A 21,623-nucleotide genomic window follows, 5' to 3' on the forward strand; every position below is an offset into this window, starting at 1 on the left:
CTCATCTTAGGTTAGGCAGCCCTTAACTCTAGCGCCCGGGTTTCGGTAGCCTTTCCCGAGAACTTAGGTAATGCTTACCTTAGTAGTGGCGTTCATGGTTTGGGAGGCTCGGTCTTTCGTGTCCGCTATCGATCAGTCGGCGGCTTTCTGGCGCCGGCGCCTGACCCCTCTTCCTCAGCGGCTCACTCTCCCGGTGGACACGGCGACCCCGCCCGGATCCCGGCGCGGCCGGCGGGCCGTGCCCGCCGCCCCGGAGGCGACCCGGCTGGCCGCCGTCGCGGCCCTGCTGCACCGCTACAGCGGCGCGACCGACTTACTGATCGGGTACGACGGCCTCCCGCTCCGCCTGGCGGTCACGGGGGCGACCTCCTTCTCCGAGCTTGTACGCAGCGTCACCGCCACCCTGGAGGAGGCCCGCGCCCACGGCCGCCCGGGGGAGCTCCCCGAGGTCGCCGTCGCAGTGGGGCCGTGGCCCGCCGAAGTCGCCCTCACGGTGACCTTCGACGACGGCCACGTCGTCTTCGACGGCCCCGGCGACGCCGCCCACCTCGCCACCCTGCTGGCCGGCGCGCTCGCCCGCCCCGAGGCTCCCGTCGCCGACCTTGACCTGCTCCCCGCCGACGAGAGGAGCCTGATCCTCGACGGCTGGAACCCGACCACGCACGCCGTGCCACTGCGCACGTGGCCGGCCATGTTCGCCGACCAGGTCGCCGCCCGCCCCGGCGAGATCGCCCTCGTCTTCGAGGACCAGGCGCTCACCTACGCCGAGCTCGACGCGCGGGCCAACCGCCTCGCGCACGCCCTCATCGCGCGCGGCGCGGGCCCGGAGAAGGTCGTCGCGCTCGCGGTGCCGAGGTCGCTCGACCTGATCGTCGCCGAGGTCGCGGTGCTCAAGTCGGGCGCCGCCTACCTGCCGGTCGACACCGACTACCCGCCGGACCGCGTCGCCTACATGCTCCAGGACGCCCGGCCGGTCTGCGTGGTGACCACCACCGAGACGGCCGAGCCCGGGAGCCTGGTGCTGGACGCGGCGGAGACCGTACGGGAACTGGAGTCGAGGCCGGCCACCGACCCGGTGAGCGATCTGCGGGTCGGCGACGCCGCCTACGTCATCTACACCTCCGGCTCCACCGGCCGGCCCAAGGGCGTGGTGTTGTCGCACGCCGGGGTCGCCAAGCTGGTCGCCACCCAGGTCGAGCGGTTCGGGATCGGGCCGCACAGCCGCGTGCTCCAGTTCGCCTCGCCGTCGTTCGACGTCGCGTTCTGGGACCTGTGCCTCGGGCTGCTGTCGGGCGGACGCCTGGTCGTGGTGCCGTCGGAACGGCGGGTGCCCGGACGGCCGCTGGCCGACTACGCGCACGCCCACGGCATCACCTTCATGATCCTGCCGCCCGCGCTGCTCGACGCGATGCCCGCCGACGTCGTGCTGCCCCCGGCGACGCTGCTCGCGGGCACCGAGCGGGTCTCGCCCGAGCTGGTCAACCGCTACGCGCGCGGCCGGATGATGTTCAACGCCTACGGCCCGACCGAGGCGACCACCAACTCCACGCTCGGCCTGTGCGACCCCGACATCGCGCCCGGCTCGATCGTGCCGATCGGCGTCCCCGACCCGGGCACCCGCGCCTACGTGCTCGACGACCGGCTCAGGCCGGTCCCGGCGGGTGTGCCGGGCGAGCTCTACCTGGCGGGCGAGGGCCTGGCGCGCGGCTACCTCGGCCGCCCGGCGCTCACCGCCGAACGGTTCGTCGCCGACCCGTTCGGCGGGCCGGGGGAGCGCCTCTACCGCACCGGCGACCTGGTCAGATGGCGGTCGGACGGCCGCCTGGAGTTCCTCGGCCGGGTCGACTCCCAGGTCAAGATCCGGGGATACCGCATCGAGCCCGGCGAGATCGAGTCGGTGCTGCGCGCCCACCCGGCCGTCGAGCAGGCCGCCGTCGTGGTGCGCGAGGACCGGCCGGGCGACCGGAGGCTGGCGGCCTACATCGTGCCGTCGCTCGTCGGGGGAGCGAGCGTCGGGGAGTGGAAGGACCTGCACGAGCTGCTCTACTCCGCCTCGGCCGGTGACGGCTTCGCCGGGTGGAACAGCATGTACGACGGCCTCCCGATCCCCCTGGAGGAGATGCGCGAGTGGCGCGAGGCCACCGTCGCGCGCATCGCGGCCCTGCGGCCGGCGAAGGTCCTGGAGATCGGGGCGGGCAGCGGCCTGATCCTCGACCGGATCGCCCCGGCGGCCGAGGCCTACTGGGCCACCGACCTATCGGAGGAGGCCGTGCGGGCGCTCGGCGACCGGCTCGACCCGGCGCTGGCCGCCAAGGTGCGCCTGCGCGCCCAGCCCGCCGACGACGTCACCGGCCTGCCCGAGGGCCACTTCGACGTCGTCGTGGTGAACTCGGTCGCGCAGTACTTCCCCGACGCCGCCTACCTGGAGCGGGTCATCCGGAAGGCGGCGACGCTGCTGGCCCCCGGCGGGGCGGTCTTCGTCGGCGACGTGCGCAACCTCCGGCTCCTGCGCACGCTGCGGGCCGCCGTGGAGACGCGCCGCCACCCCGACGACAAGCAGGCGATCCGGGCGGCGACCGACCGTTCGGTGTCGTGGGAGGGCGAACTCCTCCTCGACCCCGACTTCTTCGCCACCCTCGACGGCTTCACCGCCGACATCCAGGTCAAGCGGGGACGGTTCCACAACGAACTCACCCGTTACCGCTACGACGTCGTGCTCCGCCCCGGCACCCGGGAGCCCGCCGACGCGCCGGCCGTCCGGTGGACGGGCCCCGGCCTCACCCTCGCCGACGGCCTGCGCGTGACCGGCATCCCCAACGCCCGCCTGACCGCCGACCTCACCGCCCTGTACGCCGTCGACGACACCAGCCGCCCGGCGGCGGCCGAGGGCGTCGACCCCGAGGACCTGCACGCCCTCGCCGCCGAGCAGGGCTTCGAGGCCACCGTCACCTGGGACGCCCAGGCCGACGACGGCTCGCTGGAGGCCGTCTTCACCCGGCCGGGCGCCGGCGCGCCCCCCGGCTACCGCCCCTCCGGGGGGTTCCCGCTCGCCAACCGGCCCGCCCCCTTCCGGGACGTGTCGGCGCTCATGCGCGTGCTGCGGGCGCACGCCGCCGAGTTCCTGCCCGACTACATGGTCCCGGCCGCCTTCACCCCGCTCGACCGGCTGCCCGTCACCGCCAGCGGCAAGATCGACGCCGCCGCCCTGCCCGCGCCCGACTACGCCGCGCTCAGTTCCGGCCGCGCCCCGCGCGACCCCCGGGAGGAGCTGCTCTGCGCGTTGTTCGCCGAGGCGCTCGGGGTGTCCGGCGTGACGATCGACGACGACTTCTTCGTGCTGGGCGGCGACAGCATCACCGCGATCCGGGTGCTCGCGGGCGCCCGCGCCGCCGGGCTGCGGCTGACCTCGCGCGACGTCTTCCGGCACCGGACCGTCGCCGCGCTGGGCGGCGTCGTGGCCGACGTCCAGACTCGGACGGCCGGCGCCCTCGACGTGCCCGGGGGCGCCGACGTCGCCGGGCTCGACGTCGAGGAGCTGCTGCCGCTCAGCCCCCTCCAGGAGGGGTTCTACTTCCACTCGCTGGCCGACGACCACGACGCCTACGTGGTCCAGCAGGTCGTCGAGCTCGACGGCGACGTCGACGCCGAGCGGCTGCGCCGGGCGGCGGAGCGGCTGGTCGCCCGGCACGCGCCGCTGCGGGCCTGTTTCCGGCCCGGTGACGACGGCCGTCCCGTGCAGGTGGTCCGGCGCGAGGTGGCGCTGCCGTGGCGGGAGTCCGACCAGGACGTCACCGCCGAGGAGAGGGCGCGGCCGTTCGACCTGGCCGACGCGCCGCTGCTGCGGTTCGTGCTGATCGGCGGCCGGCGGCTGGTCCTCACGTTCCACCACATCGTCGCCGACGGGTGGTCGCTGCCGGTGCTCCACCGTGAGCTGCTGGCGCTCTACGCGGGTGAGACGCTGCCGGAGGTCACCCCGTACCGCGAGTTCCTGCGCGGCCTGGCCGGGCGCGACGGCGAGGGCGCGCGGGCGGCCTGGGCGACGGCCCTGGCCGGGTTCGACGAGCCGGCCCGCATGGTCGCCGCGCCACCGGCCCCGGTGGTCCCGGCGCACGTGCGGGTCGAGCTCGCCGAGGACGTCACCGAACGGCTCACCGCGCGGGCCCGCCGGCTCGGCGTGACGCTGAGCACGGTCGTCCAGGGAGCCTGGGGCCTGCTCGTCGGCCGCACCACCGGGCGCGACGACGTCGTCTTCGGCACCACCGTCTCCGGCCGCGACGCCGAGGTGGCCGGGATCGAGGACATGGTCGGCCTGTTCATCAACACGCTGCCGACCCGGTTCCGGTGGAGCCCGTCGGCGACGCTGGCCGACCTGCTCACCACGCTTCAGGGCGAGCAGGCCGCCCTGCTCGACCACCAGCACCTCGGCCTGGCCGCCGTCCAGCGGGCCGCCGGGCGCGCGGGCGGCGAGGAACTGTTCGACACCCTGGTCGTGTTCGAGAACTACCCGTCGAGCGGCGGCCTCGCGGCGGGCGGGCTGCGGATCGCGGGCGCGGAGTTCCACGACACCGTGCACTATCCGCTCGCGCTGATCGTCAAGCCGGGCCGCCGCCTCGACCTGCGGCTCAAGTTCCACGAGGGACGGGTGCCGCGCGCCGAGGCCGAGGGGATCGCCGACCGGCTGGCCCGCCTGCTCACCGCCGTCGCCGCCGACCCCGGCCGGCGCGCCGCCAGCGTCGACCTGACCGAGGACCTCGGCCCCCAGCAGGGCGAGACCGTCGCGATCGAGCCGGGCACCCTGACCGGCCGCATCGCGGCGCAGGTGGCCCGCACCCCGCACGCGCTCGCGGTCGTGTACGAGGACACCCGCCTCACCTACGCCGAACTCGACGCCCGCGCGACCGAACTCGCGGGCCGCCTGCACGCCGGGCGCGGCGACGTCGTCGCCGTGGCGGTGCCGCGTTCCGAGCAGCTCATGATCGCGCTGCTGGCGGTGCTGAAGTCGGGCGCGGCCTACCTGCCGATCGACACCGGCTACCCGGCCGACCGCATCGTGTACATGCTGGCCGACAGCGGCGCCACGACGGTGATCCGGGGCCGGGAGCTGAACGTTGAAATTTCGGGCGGCGAAAGCCGCCCGAGCGCGGCCCGTGACGTCGGCCCCGCAGTCGTCGACCCCTCGGACCCGGCCCGGGCACGTCCGGGCGGCTCCGCAGATGGCGATCACCCCGACCCGGCCGGGGCGCGTCCCGGCGACCCCGCCTACCTGATCTACACCTCCGGCTCGACCGGCCGTCCCAAGGGCGTGCTCGTCTCCCACGAGGCCATCGTCAACCGGCTGGAGTGGATGCAGGGCGCCTACCCCCTCCACGCCGACGACAGGATCCTGCAGAAGACCCCGGCCGGTTTCGACGTGTCGGTCTGGGAGTTCTTCTGGGCGTTGTGCGAGGGCGCGGCGGTGGTGTTCGCCCGGCCCGACGGCCACCACGACCCGGCCTACCTCGCCGGCCTCATCGCGGCCGAGCGCGTCACCACGGCGCACTTCGTGCCGTCGATGCTGGAGGCGTTCCTCGCCGCCCCGGAGATCACCGCCGACCCGTCGTGGGCGGGCCCGCTGCGGCGGGTCTTCTCCTCGGGCGAGGCCCTCCCCGGCCAGGCGGCCCGCCGCTGGACCGAGCTGACCGGCGTCCCGCTGCACAACCTCTACGGCCCGACCGAGGCGGCCGTCGACGTCACCCATCACCCGTACACGACCGACCAGGACGACGTCACGGTCCCCATCGGGAAGCCGGTGTGGAACACCGGCCTGCGGGTGCTCGACACGTGCCTGCGGCCGGTGCCCGACGGCGTGCCCGGCGAGCTCTACCTCACCGGGGTCCAGCTCGCCATCGGCTACCACGGACGGCCCGGCCTGACCGCCGAGCGGTTCGTCGCCGACCCGTTCGAGCCGGGCCGGCGCATGTACCGCACCGGCGACCTCGTCGCGCGCCGCCCCGACGGCACGGTCGACTACCTGGGGCGCACCGACCGCCAGGTGAAGCTCCGGGGCAACCGCGTCGAGCTCGGCGAGGTCGAGGCCGCGCTCGCCGCCGTCGCCGGGGTCGCCCGCGCGGCCGTCACCGTCAGGTCGGGCACGCTGGTCGCCTACGTGGTCGGCGACGTCACGGAAGACCAGGTCCGCGGGGCCGTCGCCGAGCGGCTCCCGGCCGCGATGGTGCCCGGGGCCTATGTGGTGCTGGACGCCCTCCCGCTGACCCCGAGCGGGAAGCTCGACCGCGACGCCCTGCCCGAGCCGACGGCGCGGCGGGCGGCGGGCCGCGCGGCCGGGAACCCGCGCGAGGAACTGCTGACCGCGATCTTCGCCGAGGTGCTCAGGCTCGGCGAGGTCGGCGCCGACGACGACTTCTTCCTGCTCGGCGGCGACAGCATCAGCTCGATCGGCGTCTCCAGCCGGGCCCGCGCGGCCGGGCTGGCCGTCAGCCCGCGCGACGTCTTCGTCCACCGCACCCCGGCCGCCCTGGCCGCGACCGCCGAACCGGTGACCGGCACGGCGGTGACCGGCACGGCGGTGACCGGCACGGCGGCGGCCCGGCCGGAGTTCCGCCTCACCGACGAGGAGCGGGCCAGGCTAGGCGACCTGGAGGTCTGGCCGCTGGCGCCGCTCCAGGAGGGCCTGTTCTTCCACTCGAACTTCGACGCGAACGAGCTCGACGTCTACACCGTCCACGAGACCTTCGACCTCGACCGCCGGCTCGACCCCGGGCGGCTGCGCGCCGCGATCGGCGCGCTGCTGGCCGCCACCCCGGGACTGCGGGCCGGGTTCACCAGCGACGGCCTGCGCCAGCCGGTCCAGTTCATCGCGACCGACTACGAGATCCCGCTGGAGGTCCACGACGACCCCGCCGACCTCGACGCCCTCATGCGGGCCGAGCGGCTCAGGCGGTTCGACCTCGACCGGCCGATCCTGTTCCGCGTCCTGCTGATCCGCCTGCCCGACCGCGACCGCCTCGTCATCGGCCGCCACCTGCTGCTCTGGGACGGCTGGTCGGCGTGGTTGTTCCTCGACCGGCTCTTCGCCCTGTACGAGGACCTCGCCGCCCCCCTGGGCGCGAGCGGCTACCGCGACTACCTGACCTGGCTCGACGCCCAGGACACCGCCGTCGCGACCGCCGCCTGGCGCACGGCGCTGAAGGGCCTCGACGAGCCGACCCTGCTCGCCCCCGGCGACCACGACCCGGTCATCCCCGAGCAGCTCGACCGCGACCTGCCCGGCACCCTCCGCGACGTCGCCCGCAACTACGGCCTCACCCTGAACACCCTGTTCACCACGGCGTGGGGTCTCACCCTGGCGGGGGTGACCGGCCGGAGCGACGTCGTGTTCGGCACCACGGTCGCCGGCCGCCCGGCCGAGGTCCCCGACGTCGAGAACGTCATCGGCCTGTTCCTGAACACCGTCCCGGCCCGCATCGCCTTCGACCCGGCCGAGCCGGTCGGCGCGCTGCTCCGCCGGGTGCAGGACGAACGCCTCGCGCTGATGCCGCACGAGTGGCTGGGCCTGGGCGTCGTCCAGGCCGAGACGGGCCACCGCAGGCTGTTCGACACGCTGTTCGTCATGCGCGACGGCGACACCCGCGAACGCCTCGCCGACCTGCGCGAACGCCACGGCGCGACCGCCGTCGCCAACGTCGACGCCACCCACTACCCGGTCAACCTGATCGTCACCCCGGGCGACCCGACCAGGGTCACCCTGGCCTACCGCCCGGACCTCGTCTCCGAGCGGTACGCCGCCGACCTCCTCGACCGGTTCGCCCTGGCCGTCACCCGGCTGGCGGCCGACCTCGACGCCCCCGCGGGCCGCCTCGACCTCTCGCTCCCGGCCGAGGCCGTCGACCCCTGGGAGAACCGCGTCGACGACCCGGCCGAGACCGTCGCCGACCTGCTGGCCCGGCAGGCGGAACGCACCCCGGACGCCACCGCGCTGGTCTTCGGCGACGTCACGGTCACCTACGCCGAACTCGACGCGAATATCAACCGCATCGCCCGGCTGCTGATCGCCCACGGCGCCGAGCCCGAGGCCGTCGTGGCCCTCGGCCTGCCGCGTTCGATCGACATGGTCGCGGCGCTGTTCGCCGTGCTCAGGACCGGCGCCGCCTACCTGCCGCTGGAGCTCGACCACCCCGACGACCGCCTGGCCGCCATGCTCGACGACGCCCGCCCGGTCGTCCTGGTCACCACGCCGGAGGTCTCGGCCCGCATCGCCACCGGCACCCCGAGGGTCTTCCTCGACCGGCTGGACGACCACGCGCCCGACCCGGTCACGCTCTCCTTCAGCCTCGACCACCCCGCCTACGTCATCTACACCTCCGGGTCGACCGGCCGCCCGAAGGGCGTCGTCACGCCCTACCGGGGCCTGACGAACATGCAGGTCAACCACCAGAGCGCGATCTTCGACCCGGCGGTCGCCTCGGCCGGCGGACGGCGGCTGCGCATCGCGCACACGGTGTCGTTCGCGTTCGACATGTCGTGGGAGGAACTCCTGTGGCTGGTCGAGGGCCACGAGGTGCACGTCTGCGACGAGGAGCTGCGCCGCGACGCCCTCGCGCTGGTCGCCTACTGCGAGGCCAACCGGATCGACGTCGTCAACGTCACCCCCACCTACGCCCACGTGCTGATCGACGAGGGGCTGCTCGACGGGCACCGGCCGCCGCTGGTGCTGCTCGGCGGCGAGGCCGTCTCCGACCACGTGTGGTCGGTGCTGCGCGACACCGAGGGCACCTACGGCTACAACCTCTACGGGCCGACCGAGTACACGATCAACACGCTCGGCGGCGGCACCCACGACAGCGACACCCCGACCGTCGGCACCCCCATCCGGGGCACCCGGGCGCACATCCTCGACGGCTGGTTGCGGCCGGTGCCCGAGGGCGTCGCGGGCGAGCTCTACATCTCCGGCGTCGGCCTGGCCCGCGGCTACCTGCGCCGCCCCGGCCTGACCGCCGAACGGTTCGTCGCCGACCCGTTCGGGCTGCCCGGCGAGCGCATGTACCGCACCGGCGACCTGGTGCGGCGGCGTCCCGACGGCAACATCGACTTCCTCGGCCGCACCGACGACCAGGTGAAGATCCGCGGCCACCGCGTCGAGCCGGGCGAGGTCGAGAACGCGCTCACCCGGCTGCCGCAGGTGGCCCAGGCCGCCGTGGTCGTCCGCGACGACCGCCTGGTGGCCTACCTCGTGCCCGTCCCGGGGGACCGCCGCGAAACCGAGAGCGCCCTGATCGGCGAGTGGCAGGAGATCTACTCCGACGAGTACGAGGAGATCGGCACCGCCGTCTGGACCGAGGACTTCGCCGGCTGGGACAACTCCTACGACGGAACCCCGATCCCGCTGGAGCACATGCGCGAATGGCGGGAGGCGACGGTCGACCGCATCCGCTCGCTGAATCCCCGGAACGTCCTGGAGATCGGCGTCGGCTCCGGCCTGCTGCTGTCGAGGCTGGCCCCCGAGGCCGAGAGCTACTGGGCGACCGACTTCGCCGCCCCCGTCATCCGCAAGATCGGCGAGGACCTCGGACGGGATCCCGCGCTGGCCGCGAAGGTCACCCTGCGGCACCAGGCGGCGCACGTCACCGACGGCCTGCCGGGTGACTTCTTCGACACGATCGTCATCAACTCCGTCATCCAGTACCTCCCGAGCCTCGACCACCTGACCGAGGTCGTCGAGGGCGCGATGGCGCTGCTCAAGCCGGGCGGCGCGCTGTTCGTCGGCGACGTCCGCAACCTGCGGCTGAACCGGCACTTCCACGAGGCGATCCAGGCGGTGAAGGGCGGCGACGTCGACCGCGGCCTCGCCCTGGAGAAGGAGCTCCTGGTCGACCCCGACTACTTCACGACCCTCGGCCACCCCGTCGACCTGCGCACCAAGCGCGGGCACCACCACAACGAGCTCAGCAGGTACCGCTACGACGTGGTGCTGCACAAGACGGATGCCGAAATTTCGGTTCAGGACGTTCCCTGCGTGGCCTGGCCCGACTTCACCGGGTTCGGCGGAAGCCCGATCCGCGTCACCGGCATCCCCGACGGCCGGATCGTCGAGGGCGGCGTCGAACCGGAGTTCCTCCACTCGTTCGGCGCGGCCGTCACCACCTGGTCGCCGGAACCGGGCTGCTTCGAGGCGGTGTTCCTGCCCGAGGTGCCGCGGGCCCTCGACGGCGTCTACCGCCCGACCGGCGGAGTGCCCCTCGCCAACGACCCCGGCGACGCCCGCCGGTCGGGCGCGCTGGTCGCGGCGGTCCGGGAGGACGTCCGGCGCGAGCTGCCCGACTACATGGTGCCGGGCGCGTTCGTCGTGCTGCCGAGTTTGCCGATGAACGACAACGGCAAGCTCGACCTCACCGCCCTCCCGTCGCCGGAGCCGGTCGCGAGCGGCGGCGGACGCGCGCCGCGCACGCCCGCCGAGGAGAGCCTCTGCCGCATCTTCGCCGAGGTCCTCGGCCTGGCGGAGGTCACGGCCGAGGACGTGTTCTTCGAACTCGGCGGCCACTCGCTGCTGGCCACCCGCGTGGTCAGCCGGGCCCGCGCCGAACTCGGCGCCGAACTCGCCATCAGGGACCTGTTCGAGGCCCCGACCCCGGCGCTGCTGGCCGAACGCGTCGCCGGCGGCGCGCCGGCCCGCCCGGCGCTGACGGCGGGGCCGAGGCCGGAGCGGGTGCCCGCGTCGGCCGCGCAGCGGCGGTTGTGGCTGGCCGAACGCCTCTCGGGCGGCGACGCCTACCACTTCCCGCTGGTGGTGAAGGTGCGCGGCGCGTTCGACACCGCCGCCTTCGAGCAGGCCGTGAACGACGTGGTCCGGCGGCACGAGGTGCTGCGGACCGTCATCGAGGAGGTCGACGGCGAGCCCTACCAGGTCGTCACCGACCTGACGGTCCGGGTGACCGCCGCCGACGACCGTTCACCGTTCGACCTGACCGCCGAGCCGCCCATCAGGGTCTCCGTCCGGGAGACCGCCCCCGGCGAGCACCTCGTGGCGATGATCCTGCACCACATCGCCACCGACGAGTGGTCCGACCGCCCGTTCCTGCGCGACCTGGAGACGGCCTACCGGGCGCGGCTGCTCGGCCGGGCCCCCGACTGGGAGCCGCTCCGGGTCCAGTACGCGGACTACACCCTCTGGCAGGACCGCCTGCTGGCCCAGGACGGCGAGCGCCAGCTCGCCTTCTGGCGCGACCGCCTCGACGGCCTGCCCGACGAGATCGCCCTGCCGCACGACGGCCCGCGTGTGCCCGGCGGGGCGTCGGGCCTGGTCACCCTCGACATACCCGATGCCGAGGCCGTCAGGGCGCTGGCCGCCGCCACCGGGACCAGCGTGTTCATGGTCCTCCAGGCCGCCGTGGCCGCCCTGCTGCACCGGCTGGGCGCGGGCGACGACATCCCGATCGGGGCGCCGATCGCGGGGCGTACCGACGAAGGGCTCGACGACCTCGTCGGGTTCTTCGTGAACACCCTCGTCCTGCGGGCCGACCTGTCGGGCGACCCGACGTTCGGGGAGCTGCTGGACCGGGTGAAGGAGGCCGACCTGGCCGCCTTCTCCCACCAGGACCTGCCGTTCGAGCGGCTCGTCGAGGACCTCAACCCGCCGCGGGTGCCCGGCCGCAACCCGCTGTTCCAGGTCATGATGGGCTACCACCACCGGCCCGGCGGCGACCCCGACGTGCTCGGCCTGGAGACCGAGTGGATCGACACCCGGATCGAGACGGCCAAGTTCGACCTCGACTTCACCTTCGTCGACGGCCCGCGCATGACCCTGCTCCTGGAGTACGCCGAAGGCCGGTTCACCGAGCGGACCGCCGCCGACATCGCGGCCCGGACGCTGCGGCTCCTGGCCGGGCTCCGGCTCGGCGCCCGGGTCAGCGAGCTGCCGGTCCTGCTCGACGGCGACGCCGTTCCCCGGAGCGAGGCCCGGCCGTTCCCGTTCCGGTCGATCCCGTCGATCGTCGAAGAGCTGGCGGTGACCAGGCCGCACCACACCGCCCTGGTCACCGCCGACCGCGCCTACACCTTCGCCGAGCTGGCCGAGCGGGTCCGCGCGGTCGCGGCGCACGTCATCGCCGAGGGCGCGGGACCGGAGAAGGTCGTGGGCCTGGCGCTCTCCCGGGCCGAGATGGTGCCGGCGATCCTGGGCGTGCTGGCCTCCGGGGCCGCGTACCTGCCCATCGACCCGGGCCATCCGGCCGACCGGCTGGCGTACATGATCGCCGACGCCGCGCCCGTCTGCGTGCTGTCCTCGCTCGACGGCCTGACCGGCACGGCCGAGGTCGCCGACGTCGAGCCCGACGGCGCGGCCTACGTCATCTACACCTCCGGGTCGACCGGCACGCCCAAGGGCGTCGTCGGCACCCACCGGGGCCTGGCCAACCTGTTCGCGGCCCACGCCGCCGACCTCATCGCCGCCGAACCGGCCAGGGCGCTGCACGCCGCGTCGTTCGGCTTCGACGGCTCGTGGGAGCCGCTGCTCTGGCTGCTGGCCGGGCACCCGCTGCACGTCGCCGACGAGCAGACCATGACCGACCCGGCGGCGCTGCTCGCCCTGATCGAGCGCGAGCGCCTCGACTACGTCGACCTCACCCCGACCTACCTGCGGGAACTCATGCACCACGGGTTCCTCGACGGCTACGCGCCGAAGGTGCTCTCGGTCGGCGGCGAGGCCACCCCGCCCGAGTTGTGGCAACGGCTCACGAGCCTGCCGGGGGTCGTCGTGCACGACCTCTACGGCCCGACCGAGTGCGCGGTCGACGCCTACGGCTGGCACGACGGCTGGGCCGCCCCGGTGGCCAACATCCGCGTGTACGTCCTGGACGCCCGCCTGCGCCCCCAGCCCGCCAACGTGCCGGGCGAGCTCTACCTGGCCGGACCGGGCCTGGCGCGCGGCTACCTCAACCGGCCGGGCCTGACGGCCGAACGTTTCACCGCCGACCCGTTCGCGGCGGGGGAGCGCATGTACCGTACCGGCGACCTGGCCCGCTTCCGCCCCGACGGCAGCCTCGAATTCCTGGGCCGCACCGACGACCAGGTGAAGCTGCGCGGCTTCCGGATCGAACCCGGCGAGATCGAGGCGGTGCTGCGCGCCCACCCGGCCGTCACCCAGGCGGCGGTGATCGTGCGCGAGGAGACGCTGGTCGCCTACGTCGTCTCGGCCGCGGCCGAGGACGAGCTGCGCGCCCACGTCGCGGCGCGGGTCCCCGACCACATGGTCCCGGCCGCGTTCGTGCCGATGGACACGCTGCCGAGGTCGGTCGCCGGGAAGCTCGACCGCCGCGCGCTCCCGGCCCCCGAGCGGAGGGCCGCCGCCCCGCGCCGCCCCCGGGACGCCCGCGAGGAGGTGCTGTGCGCGGTCTTCGCCGACGTGCTCGGCACCGAGATCGGCCCCGACGACGACTTCTTCGCCTTCGGCGGCCACTCGCTGCTCGGCATGCGCCTGGTCAGCCGCGTCCGCGCGGCGCTGGGCGCGGAGGTGTCGCTCCGGGCGGTCTTCGACGCGCCGACCCCGGCCCGGCTGGCCCTGCGGCTCGGCGAGGCGGTCCGGCCGGGTCCCGTGCCGGTGGAACGGCCCGAGTTCCTCCAGCTCTCCTACGCCCAGCGCCGCATGTGGCTGCTCGACCGGATCGGCGGCGCGGGCGCCTACGAGACCACCACGGCCTGGCGTCTCGACGGCCCCCTGGACGTCGGCGCGCTCCGGCACGCCCTGAACGACGTCGCCGAACGGCACGAGGCGCTGCGGACCGTCTTCCCCGACCGCGACGGCGAGCCCTACCAGCTCGTCCTTCAGGACGTCACGGTCCCGCTGGTCGAGGGCCCGGTGACGCCGGGGTTCGCGCTCGACCGCGAGATCCCCGTCCGGGCGCATCTCGACGGCGGCGTGCTGACGCTGGTCGTCCACCACATCGCCACCGACGAGTGGTCGGACGCGCCGCTCCGGCGCGACCTCGCGACCGCCTACAACGCCCGCCTGCGCGGCGCGGCCCCGCAGTGGACGCCGCTCCCGGTCCAGTACGCCGACTACACCCTCTGGGCCCCCGAAGGGCAGACCGGGTACTGGGCGGAGACGCTGCGGGACCTGCCCGCCGAGCTGGCCCTCCCGGCCGACCGGCCGCGCCCGGCCGAGAGCTCGTTCCGGGGCGGCCTGGCGGGCTTCACCCTCGACGCCGATCTGTCGGGCGGCCTCCGGGAGGTCGCGCGGGCGCACGGCGTCAGCATGTTCATGCTGGCCCAGGCCGCCGTCGCCGCCCTGCTCAACCGGCTCGGCGCGGGTGAGGACATCCCCCTCGGCACCCCGATCTCCGGTCGCGCCGACGAGAGCCTCGAAGACCTCGTCGGGTTCTTCGTCAACACGCTGGTGCTGCGGACCGACCTGAGCGGCGACCCGACCTTCGCCGACGTGCTCGGCCGGGTCCGGGGCACGGCGCTGGCCGCCTACGAGCACCAGGACGTGCCGTTCGAGCGGCTCGTCGAGGTGCTCGACCCGCCGCGCTCGCTGGCCCGGCACCCGCTGTTCCAGGTCATGGTCGTCTACCTGACCGGCCGGGCCGCCCCGCCCGCGTTCGACGGCCTCACCGTCACCGAGATCGAGACCGGCCAGGACACCGCGAAGTTCGACCTGAGCGTCGACCTCATCGAGCACGACGGCGGGATCGAGGGCTGGATCGAGTACAGCGCCGACCTGTTCGACCAGGCCACCGCCGACCTGCTCGCCGCCCGCCTCGTGCGGCTCCTGCGCCAGGTGGCCGCCGACCCCACGGTCCGGGTACGCGACCTCGACGTCCACGTCGAGGAGCCCCCGGCGTTCACGACCGTCGCCCTCCCGGCGGCCACCCTGCCCGAGCTGTTCCGCGAGCAGGTCCGCCGCACCCCCGACGCGCTCGCGCTCGTCTTCGGGGACACCCGCCTCACCTACGCCGAGTTCGACGCCCGCGTCGAGGAGACGGCCCGGGTGCTGGCCGGTCTCGGCGCGGGCCCGGAGACGACCGTCGCCGTGTCGCTGCCCCGCTCGATCGAGCTGGTCACGGCCCTGTACGCGGTCCAGCGCGCCGGCGCGGCCTACCTGCCTCTCGACCCCGGCCTGCCGGCGGAGCGCAGGGCGTACATGCTGGCCGAGGCGAAGCCCGTGTTCGTCGTCGACGGCCCGCTCCCCACCGGCCCGCACGGCGACCTGCCCACGTCCTACCCGGGTGAGAGCCCGGCCTACGTGATCTACACCTCCGGCTCGACCGGCCGGCCGAAGGGCGTCGTCGTCCCGCACGAGGGCATCGCGAACCGCCTCCGGTGGATGCAGGCCGAATACGGGCTGACCGCCGGGGATCGGGTGCTGCAGAAGACCCCGGCGAGCTTCGACGTGTCGGTGTGGGAGTTCTTCTGGCCGCTGATCACCGGCGCGGCGCTCGTCGTGGCCCGGCCCGACGGGCACCGCGACCCGGCCTACCTGGCCTCGCTGATCGAGCGGGAGGGCGTGACGACCGTCCACTTCGTGCCGTCGATGTTGCGCGCCTTCCTCGACGTCGAGGTGCGCGGCCTCACGCGGGTGCTCTGCTCCGGCGAGGCCCTGCCGGCCGATCTGGCGGCGCGGTTCCACGAGCGGATCGACGCCGAGCTGCACAACCTCTACGGCCCCACCGAGGCGTCGGTCGACGTCACCGCCGCCCAGGTGACCGGCGACCGGGTCACCATCGGCCGCCCGATCTGGAACACCCGCGCCTACGTGCTCGACCGGTGGCTGCGGCCGGTCCCGCCCGGCGTCGCCGGGGAGCTCTACCTCGCGGGCGTGCAGCTCGCGCGCGGCTACCTCGACCGGCCCGGCCTGACCGCCGAGCGGTTCGTCGCCGACCCGTTCGCGGCGGGGGAGCGCATGTACCGCACCGGCGACCTGGCCCGCTGGAACCGCGACGGCACCCTCTCCTACCTGGGCCGCACCGACCACCAGGTCAAGATCCGCGGCTTCCGTGTCGAGCCCGGCGAGATCGAGGCCGCCATCGGCGGGACCAGCGTCGTCGTCGCCCGTGACGACCGCCTGGTCGCCTACGTGGTCGGCGAGCCGCGCGACCTCGACCTGGCCCGCGTGCTGCCCGAGTACATGCTGCCCGCCGCCGTCGTCTGGCTCGACGCGCTGCCGCTGACCGCCAGCGGCAAGCTCGACCGCGCCGCCCTCCCCGCGCCCGATATCGCGGTGGGCGACGCCCTCCCGGCGACCCCCCGCGAGCAGACCCTCGCCGGGGTGTTCGCCGGCGTGCTCGGCCTCGACCGGGTCGGCGCGGAGGACGACTTCTTCGCCCTCGGCGGCGACAGCATCGCCGCGATGCGCCTGGTCAGCCGGGCCAGGGCGGCCGGTCTCGCGCTGACCCCGCGCGACGTCTTCCGGTTCCGTTCGGTACGCGGCCTCGCGGCCGTCACCTCCGAGGCCACCGCCGACGAGCGGACGGTCGCCTTCTTCACCCCGGAGGAGCGCGCCGAGTTCGCCGACCCGATCCTCCCGGTGACCCCGCTCCAGGCCGGGCTGCTCTTCCACGCCTCCTACGACGACGAGGACGTCTACACCGTCCAGGTCGTGTACGAGATCGGCGGCGAGATCCACCCCGACCGGCTGCGGGCGGCGGGCCAGGCCCTCCTCGACCGCCACGAGAACCTGCGCGCCGGGTTCGGCCACCTCTCGTCCGGCCGCCCGGTGGCGGTGATCCCCGCCCACGTCGAGCTGCCGTGGCGGGAGGTCGCCCCGGAGGACCTCGAAGCGGAACTGGCCGCCGAACGCCGCCGCTTCCCCGTGGACGAGCCGCCGCTGCTGCGCCTGATGCTGGCCGGGAACCGCCTCGTGCTCTCCCACCACCACGTCCTGCTCGACGGCTGGTCGCTGCCCGCGCTGATGGCCGAGTTCACCGCCCTCTGCGAGGACCGGCCGCACCCGGTGGCCCGCCCGTTCCGCGACCACCTCGAACGGCTGGCCCGTCAGTCCGTTCCCGACGCCCGGAGGGCCTGGGCCGAGGCGCTCGACGGCGCCGAACCGACCCTGCTCGGCCAGGGCGGCCACCGCCCGGCCCTGCCCGAGCTGCACGAGGTGCGGTTGACGCGGGCCGAGACCGGCCGCCTCACCGCCTACGCGCGGGACAACGGCCTCACGCTCAACACCGTCGCCCAGGGCGCGTGGGGCCTGCTGCTGGCCCGCCTCACCGGCCGCGACGACGTCGTGTTCGGCGCGACCGTCTCCGGCCGCGACCTGCCGGGGTCGGAGTCGTCGGTCGGCCTGTTCATCACGACCGTGCCCGTGCGGGCCGTCCCGCGCGAGGGGGAGCGGATGACGGCGTACCTGACCCGCCTCCAGGACCGGCAGGCGGCGCTGATCGAGCACCAGCACCTCGGCCTGGCCGGCATCCAGCAGGCCGCCGGGACGGGCGAGCTGTTCGACACCCTGATGGTCTTCGAGTCCTACCCGGACGCCGGCGGCCACGACCGGTTCACCCCGATCGCCCACCACGACGCCACGCACTACCCGCTGACCTGGGCGGTCGAGCCCGGCGACGAGCTGGTGCTGACGGCCGAGTTCCACGGCGACCGGGCCAGGGCCGAACGCGTCGCCGACGCGCTCGTGGCGATCCTGCGGCGGGTCGCCGACGACCCGGTCGTGGGCACGCTCGACGGCCTCGTCCCCGGCGAACGCGGGTGGCTGCTCGACCAGGGCACCGGCGCGGCCGTCGAGACCGGCGGCGCCATTCCCGAACTGCTCGCGGCCCAGGCGGCGGCGACCCCCTCCGCGGTGGCGCTGGTCGCCGACGGCCGGACCTGGACCTTCGCCGAACTGACCTCGTCGGTCGACGCCGTCGCCAGAGCCCTGGTCGCCCGCGGGGCCGGTCCCGAGAGGATCGTCGCCCTGGCGCTGCCGCGCACGGCCGACCACGTCATCGCCATCCTGGCGGTGCTGCGGTCGGGAGCGGCGTACCTGCCGATCGACCCGGCCCTCCCGGCGGCCCGCGTCGCCGACATGCTCGCCGACGCCGCGCCGGTGCTGGTGCTGGAGTCGCTGCGGGGCCTCGACGGCTCGGGCGACCTGCCCGAGGTGTACGACCCGAGGCACCCCGCCTACGTCATCTACACCTCCGGCTCGACCGGCCGCCCGAAGGGCGTCGTGGTCACCCACGGTTCGCTGGCGAACCTGTTCCACAACCACCGCGCCGACCTCTACGACCGCGTGCGGGCGTCCACGGGACGTCGTCACCTCCGGGTCGGCCACGCCTGGTCGTTCTCCTTCGACGCCTCCTGGCAGCCGCAACTCTGGCTGGTCGACGGCCACACCCTCTATGTCGCCGACGACGAGACCCGGCGAGACCCGGTCCTGCTGGAGCGGTTCGTGCGGGCGCACGCGCTCGACTTCATCGAGGTCACCCCGTCGTTCCTGGCCCAGATGCCCGGCCTGGTCGACGACGGCCCGCTGGCGCTCGTCGGCGTCGGCGGCGAGGCCGTCACCGACGCGTTGTGGACGCGGCTGCGCAACGGGGTGAACCTCTACGGCCCCACCGAGGCCACGGTCGACGCGCTGGTGCAGCACACCGGCGACAGCGCGGCCCCGCTGGTCGGCCGCCCGGTCGCCAACACCCGGGCCTACGTCCTGGACGCGGGCCTGCGCCCGGTCGCCCCCGGCGTCACCGGCGAGCTCTACCTGGCGGGCGCGGGCCTGGCCCGCGGCTACCTGAACCGCCCCGGCCTGACCGCCGAGCGGTTCGTCGCCGACCCCTTCGCGGCGGGCGAGCGCATGTACCGCACCGGCGACCTGGCCCGCTGGACGGAAGACGGCCGCCTCGACTACCGGGGCCGCGCCGACGACCAGGTGAAGGTGCGCGGCCACCGGGTCGAACCCGGCGAGATCGAGGCGGTGCTGAGCCGCTGGGCGAGGCAGGTGACCGTGCAGGTCGCCGACGGCCGGCTGGTCGCCTACACGGTCGGGGCTCCGCCCGGTCTGAGAGAGTCCGCGGCGGCGGAACTGCCCGACTACATGGTCCCCAGCGCCTTCGTCGCCCTCGACCGGCTGCCGGTGCTGCCCAACGGCAAACTCGACCGCGCCGCGCTCCCGGCCGTGTCCTTCGCCTCGTCGGAGAGCCGCCCAGCCGCCGGCGAGGCCGAACAGGCGCTGCTGGCGGTCTTCGCCGAGGTTCTGGGGGCCGAGAGCATCGGCGTCGAGGACGACTTCTTCGCCTTCGGCGGCGACAGCCTGGTGGCCATGCGCGTCATCGCCCGCGCCCGCGCCGAGGGCTGGACGGTCACCGCCCGCCAGATCTTCGAGTCCCGCACCGCCGAGGCCCTCGCGAAGGCGGCCCGGAGGGTGGCCGTCCCGCTGACCCCGATCATGCGCCGCCTGGTCCGGCGGCCCCACATGGAGTCGTTCTGCCAGTCGGCCGTGCTCCGCGTCCCCGCGGGCCTGACCCCGGAGCGGTTCGAGGAGCTCCTGCGCACGGTGGCCGACCGGCATCCGATGCTCCGCTCCCGGCTCGCCGGCGACGGCCTCCACATCGGCGAGTTCACGGTCGGCGACCTCGACCCGCGCGCCGGCCGGATGGTCGCCGTCGACTGGCTCGGCGACCGCGTCCGGTTGAGGATCCACCACCTGGCCGTCGACGCCGTCTCGTGGGGCGTCATCCTCGACGACCTCGCGGCGGCCTGGCGCGGCGAGGACCTGCCCCCCGTTCCGGTCCAGTTCCACCAGTGGGCCACGGCCGGCGACGACCTGCCGGAGACCGGCACGCACGGCCTCGTCCGCGACGCGGTCACGTCGGCGACCGAGGTCCCGGCCTTCGACGTGACCGACGATCTCCTCGTCGCGACGCTGCGGGAGGCGTTCGGCCGCGACATCACGATCGAGGTCGAGCGCCACGGCCGCGACGGCGACCGCGACCTGTCGCGTACGGTCGGCTGGTTCACGAAGATCACCGTCCACGGCGACGGCGAACCGGAGGTCCTGCTGAACTACCTGGGCCGCTCTTCCCCGGAGGAGGGCGACTGGACCGTGGATCCCTCCGCCGAGGAGACGCCCGACCACCCGGACGCCCCCTTGATTCACCCGTACACCATCGACGCCGTCACCATGGACGGCGTGTTCACCGCGACCTGGACGCGCGCCCCCGGGGCGCCCGACCTGGCCGACAGGTGGCGCGACGCGCTAGAGAAGGGAACCCGCGCATGAGCAGCAACCCGTTCGAGAACCCCGACGGGGTCTATGTCGTCCTGGTGAACGAGGAGGACCAGCACAGCCTGTGGCCCGAGTTCGCCGACGTGCCCGCGGGCTGGACGGTGAGCTTCGGCCCGGCGGCGCGGCAGGCCTGCCTCGACCACATCGAGGCGACCTGGACGGACATGCGCCCCAAGAGCCTGCGATAACGGAGAAGGCCGGGCCCTTGTAGGGCCCGGCCTCTGTTCCGGGTACGTTGACCGCGACAACTCGGAACCAGCCGCGATCTCGTTGAGCGCCGCCTGCAGATCGTCGACGATCTCTCGGGCGATCAACGCCGGTGGAGGCTGTTCGTGAAGGCGGCATCCTCTGGGATACCCCGGCACACGGCGGGCCGACCGAGATACGGTCAGCCCCGCGTGCCGCCTTCGGCGACTCGCGTGGGCCGGTATCGCAGGGCGACCGCCCCCGACCGGAACTCACGGCGGTCCACGGGTTCGAGCTGGATGCGCTCGCGCAGACCGGCGAGCAACGTCGGCCCGTGTCCGGCAAGGACCGGCTGCACAAGGAACTCGTACTCGTCGATCAGTCCCCGATCTGCCAACGCCAGGGGGAGCGTCACGCCACCCACCCACAGGCCCTCGCCTGACTCCTGCTTGAGCCGCTGAACCGCTTGCCCGAAGTCGCCTCGCACCAGCTCGGCATTCCAATCGACCGTGCTCAGCGTGCTCGACACAACGTACTTCTTCGCCCGGTCGATGGTCTCGGCGAACGGGATCTGCCACTCATCCATCCAGTCGGGCCACGTGTCCGTGGCCGGCTTCCGCCACGCCGACTCCATCATCTCGTAGGTCACCCGGCCGAATAGCAGGGCATCGGCTCGCTCCATCTCAGCGGTCCAGTAACGCATCGACTCCTCGTCCGGGGGGAGCCCTGCCTCGTGATGGCAGCAGCCGTCGAGCGTGACGTTGATCGAGTATCGAAGTGGTCTCATCTTGTTGCTCTCCCTTGATGCGCGCAGCGCGTTTTCACCGGACGCCTACTTAGACGACTGCCGGCGCCATTTCTCATCGGCGCCCGATCCCACCTGCTCAGCACCGTCGTGATGCGAACCAGACCGCAGACTGAGCGCGCGACCGATTCGGGCGTTCGGGGCGTTCAGGTTCGCAACGGGACGGCGCTCATAACGCACCACCAGCCCCGACGGTTACCCCAGAACTCCGACATCCCATCCGACAGGTTCATCCGGACACCGACAGGCCCACACGGACCGGACACCCGCCGCGACCGTTCAGCTCCGCTGAGCCCGCGGACTGGCACCATCGTCTACGCACCCGGCTACGTGGTGACCCCGGTGGGGGCTGACGGCGTGACCGAAAGCCCCCCAGTGTCCGACTCGGGGCTCGACATCGACGTCCTGTTCCGCAACAGC

At 74.0% G+C, this 21,623-nt stretch carries 3 protein-coding genes; 2 read left to right on the top strand and 1 reads right to left on the bottom strand.

The window, feature by feature from the left end; genetic code table 11:
* The first annotated feature begins 94 nt into the window (after positions 1-94).
* Together AW273_RS33235 and AW273_RS33240 are read left to right on the top strand one after the other, a co-directional pair.
* A complete protein-coding gene (locus AW273_RS33235) occupies positions 95-20,206 on the top strand; it encodes a non-ribosomal peptide synthetase (protein ID WP_083950241.1) in 20,112 nt (6,703 codons plus the stop codon).
* Entirely contained in the window at positions 20,203-20,400 is a 198-nt protein-coding gene (locus AW273_RS33240; protein ID WP_062357169.1) for an MbtH family protein, read from the top strand. The genes AW273_RS33235 and AW273_RS33240 overlap by 4 nt, the downstream gene beginning before the upstream one ends.
* 200 nt (positions 20,401-20,600) lie before the next feature.
* Here the strand turns inward: AW273_RS33240 and AW273_RS33245 are convergent, their stop codons facing one another.
* Positions 20,601-21,185, bottom strand: coding sequence for a dihydrofolate reductase family protein (locus AW273_RS33245; RefSeq protein ID WP_062357171.1), 585 nt, complete (start codon positions 21,183-21,185; stop codon positions 20,601-20,603).
* Between the last annotated feature and the right edge of the window lie 438 nt (positions 21,186-21,623).

The organism is Herbidospora yilanensis, from assembly GCF_001570565.1.
GTDB lineage: Bacteria > Actinomycetota > Actinomycetes > Streptosporangiales > Streptosporangiaceae > Herbidospora > Herbidospora yilanensis.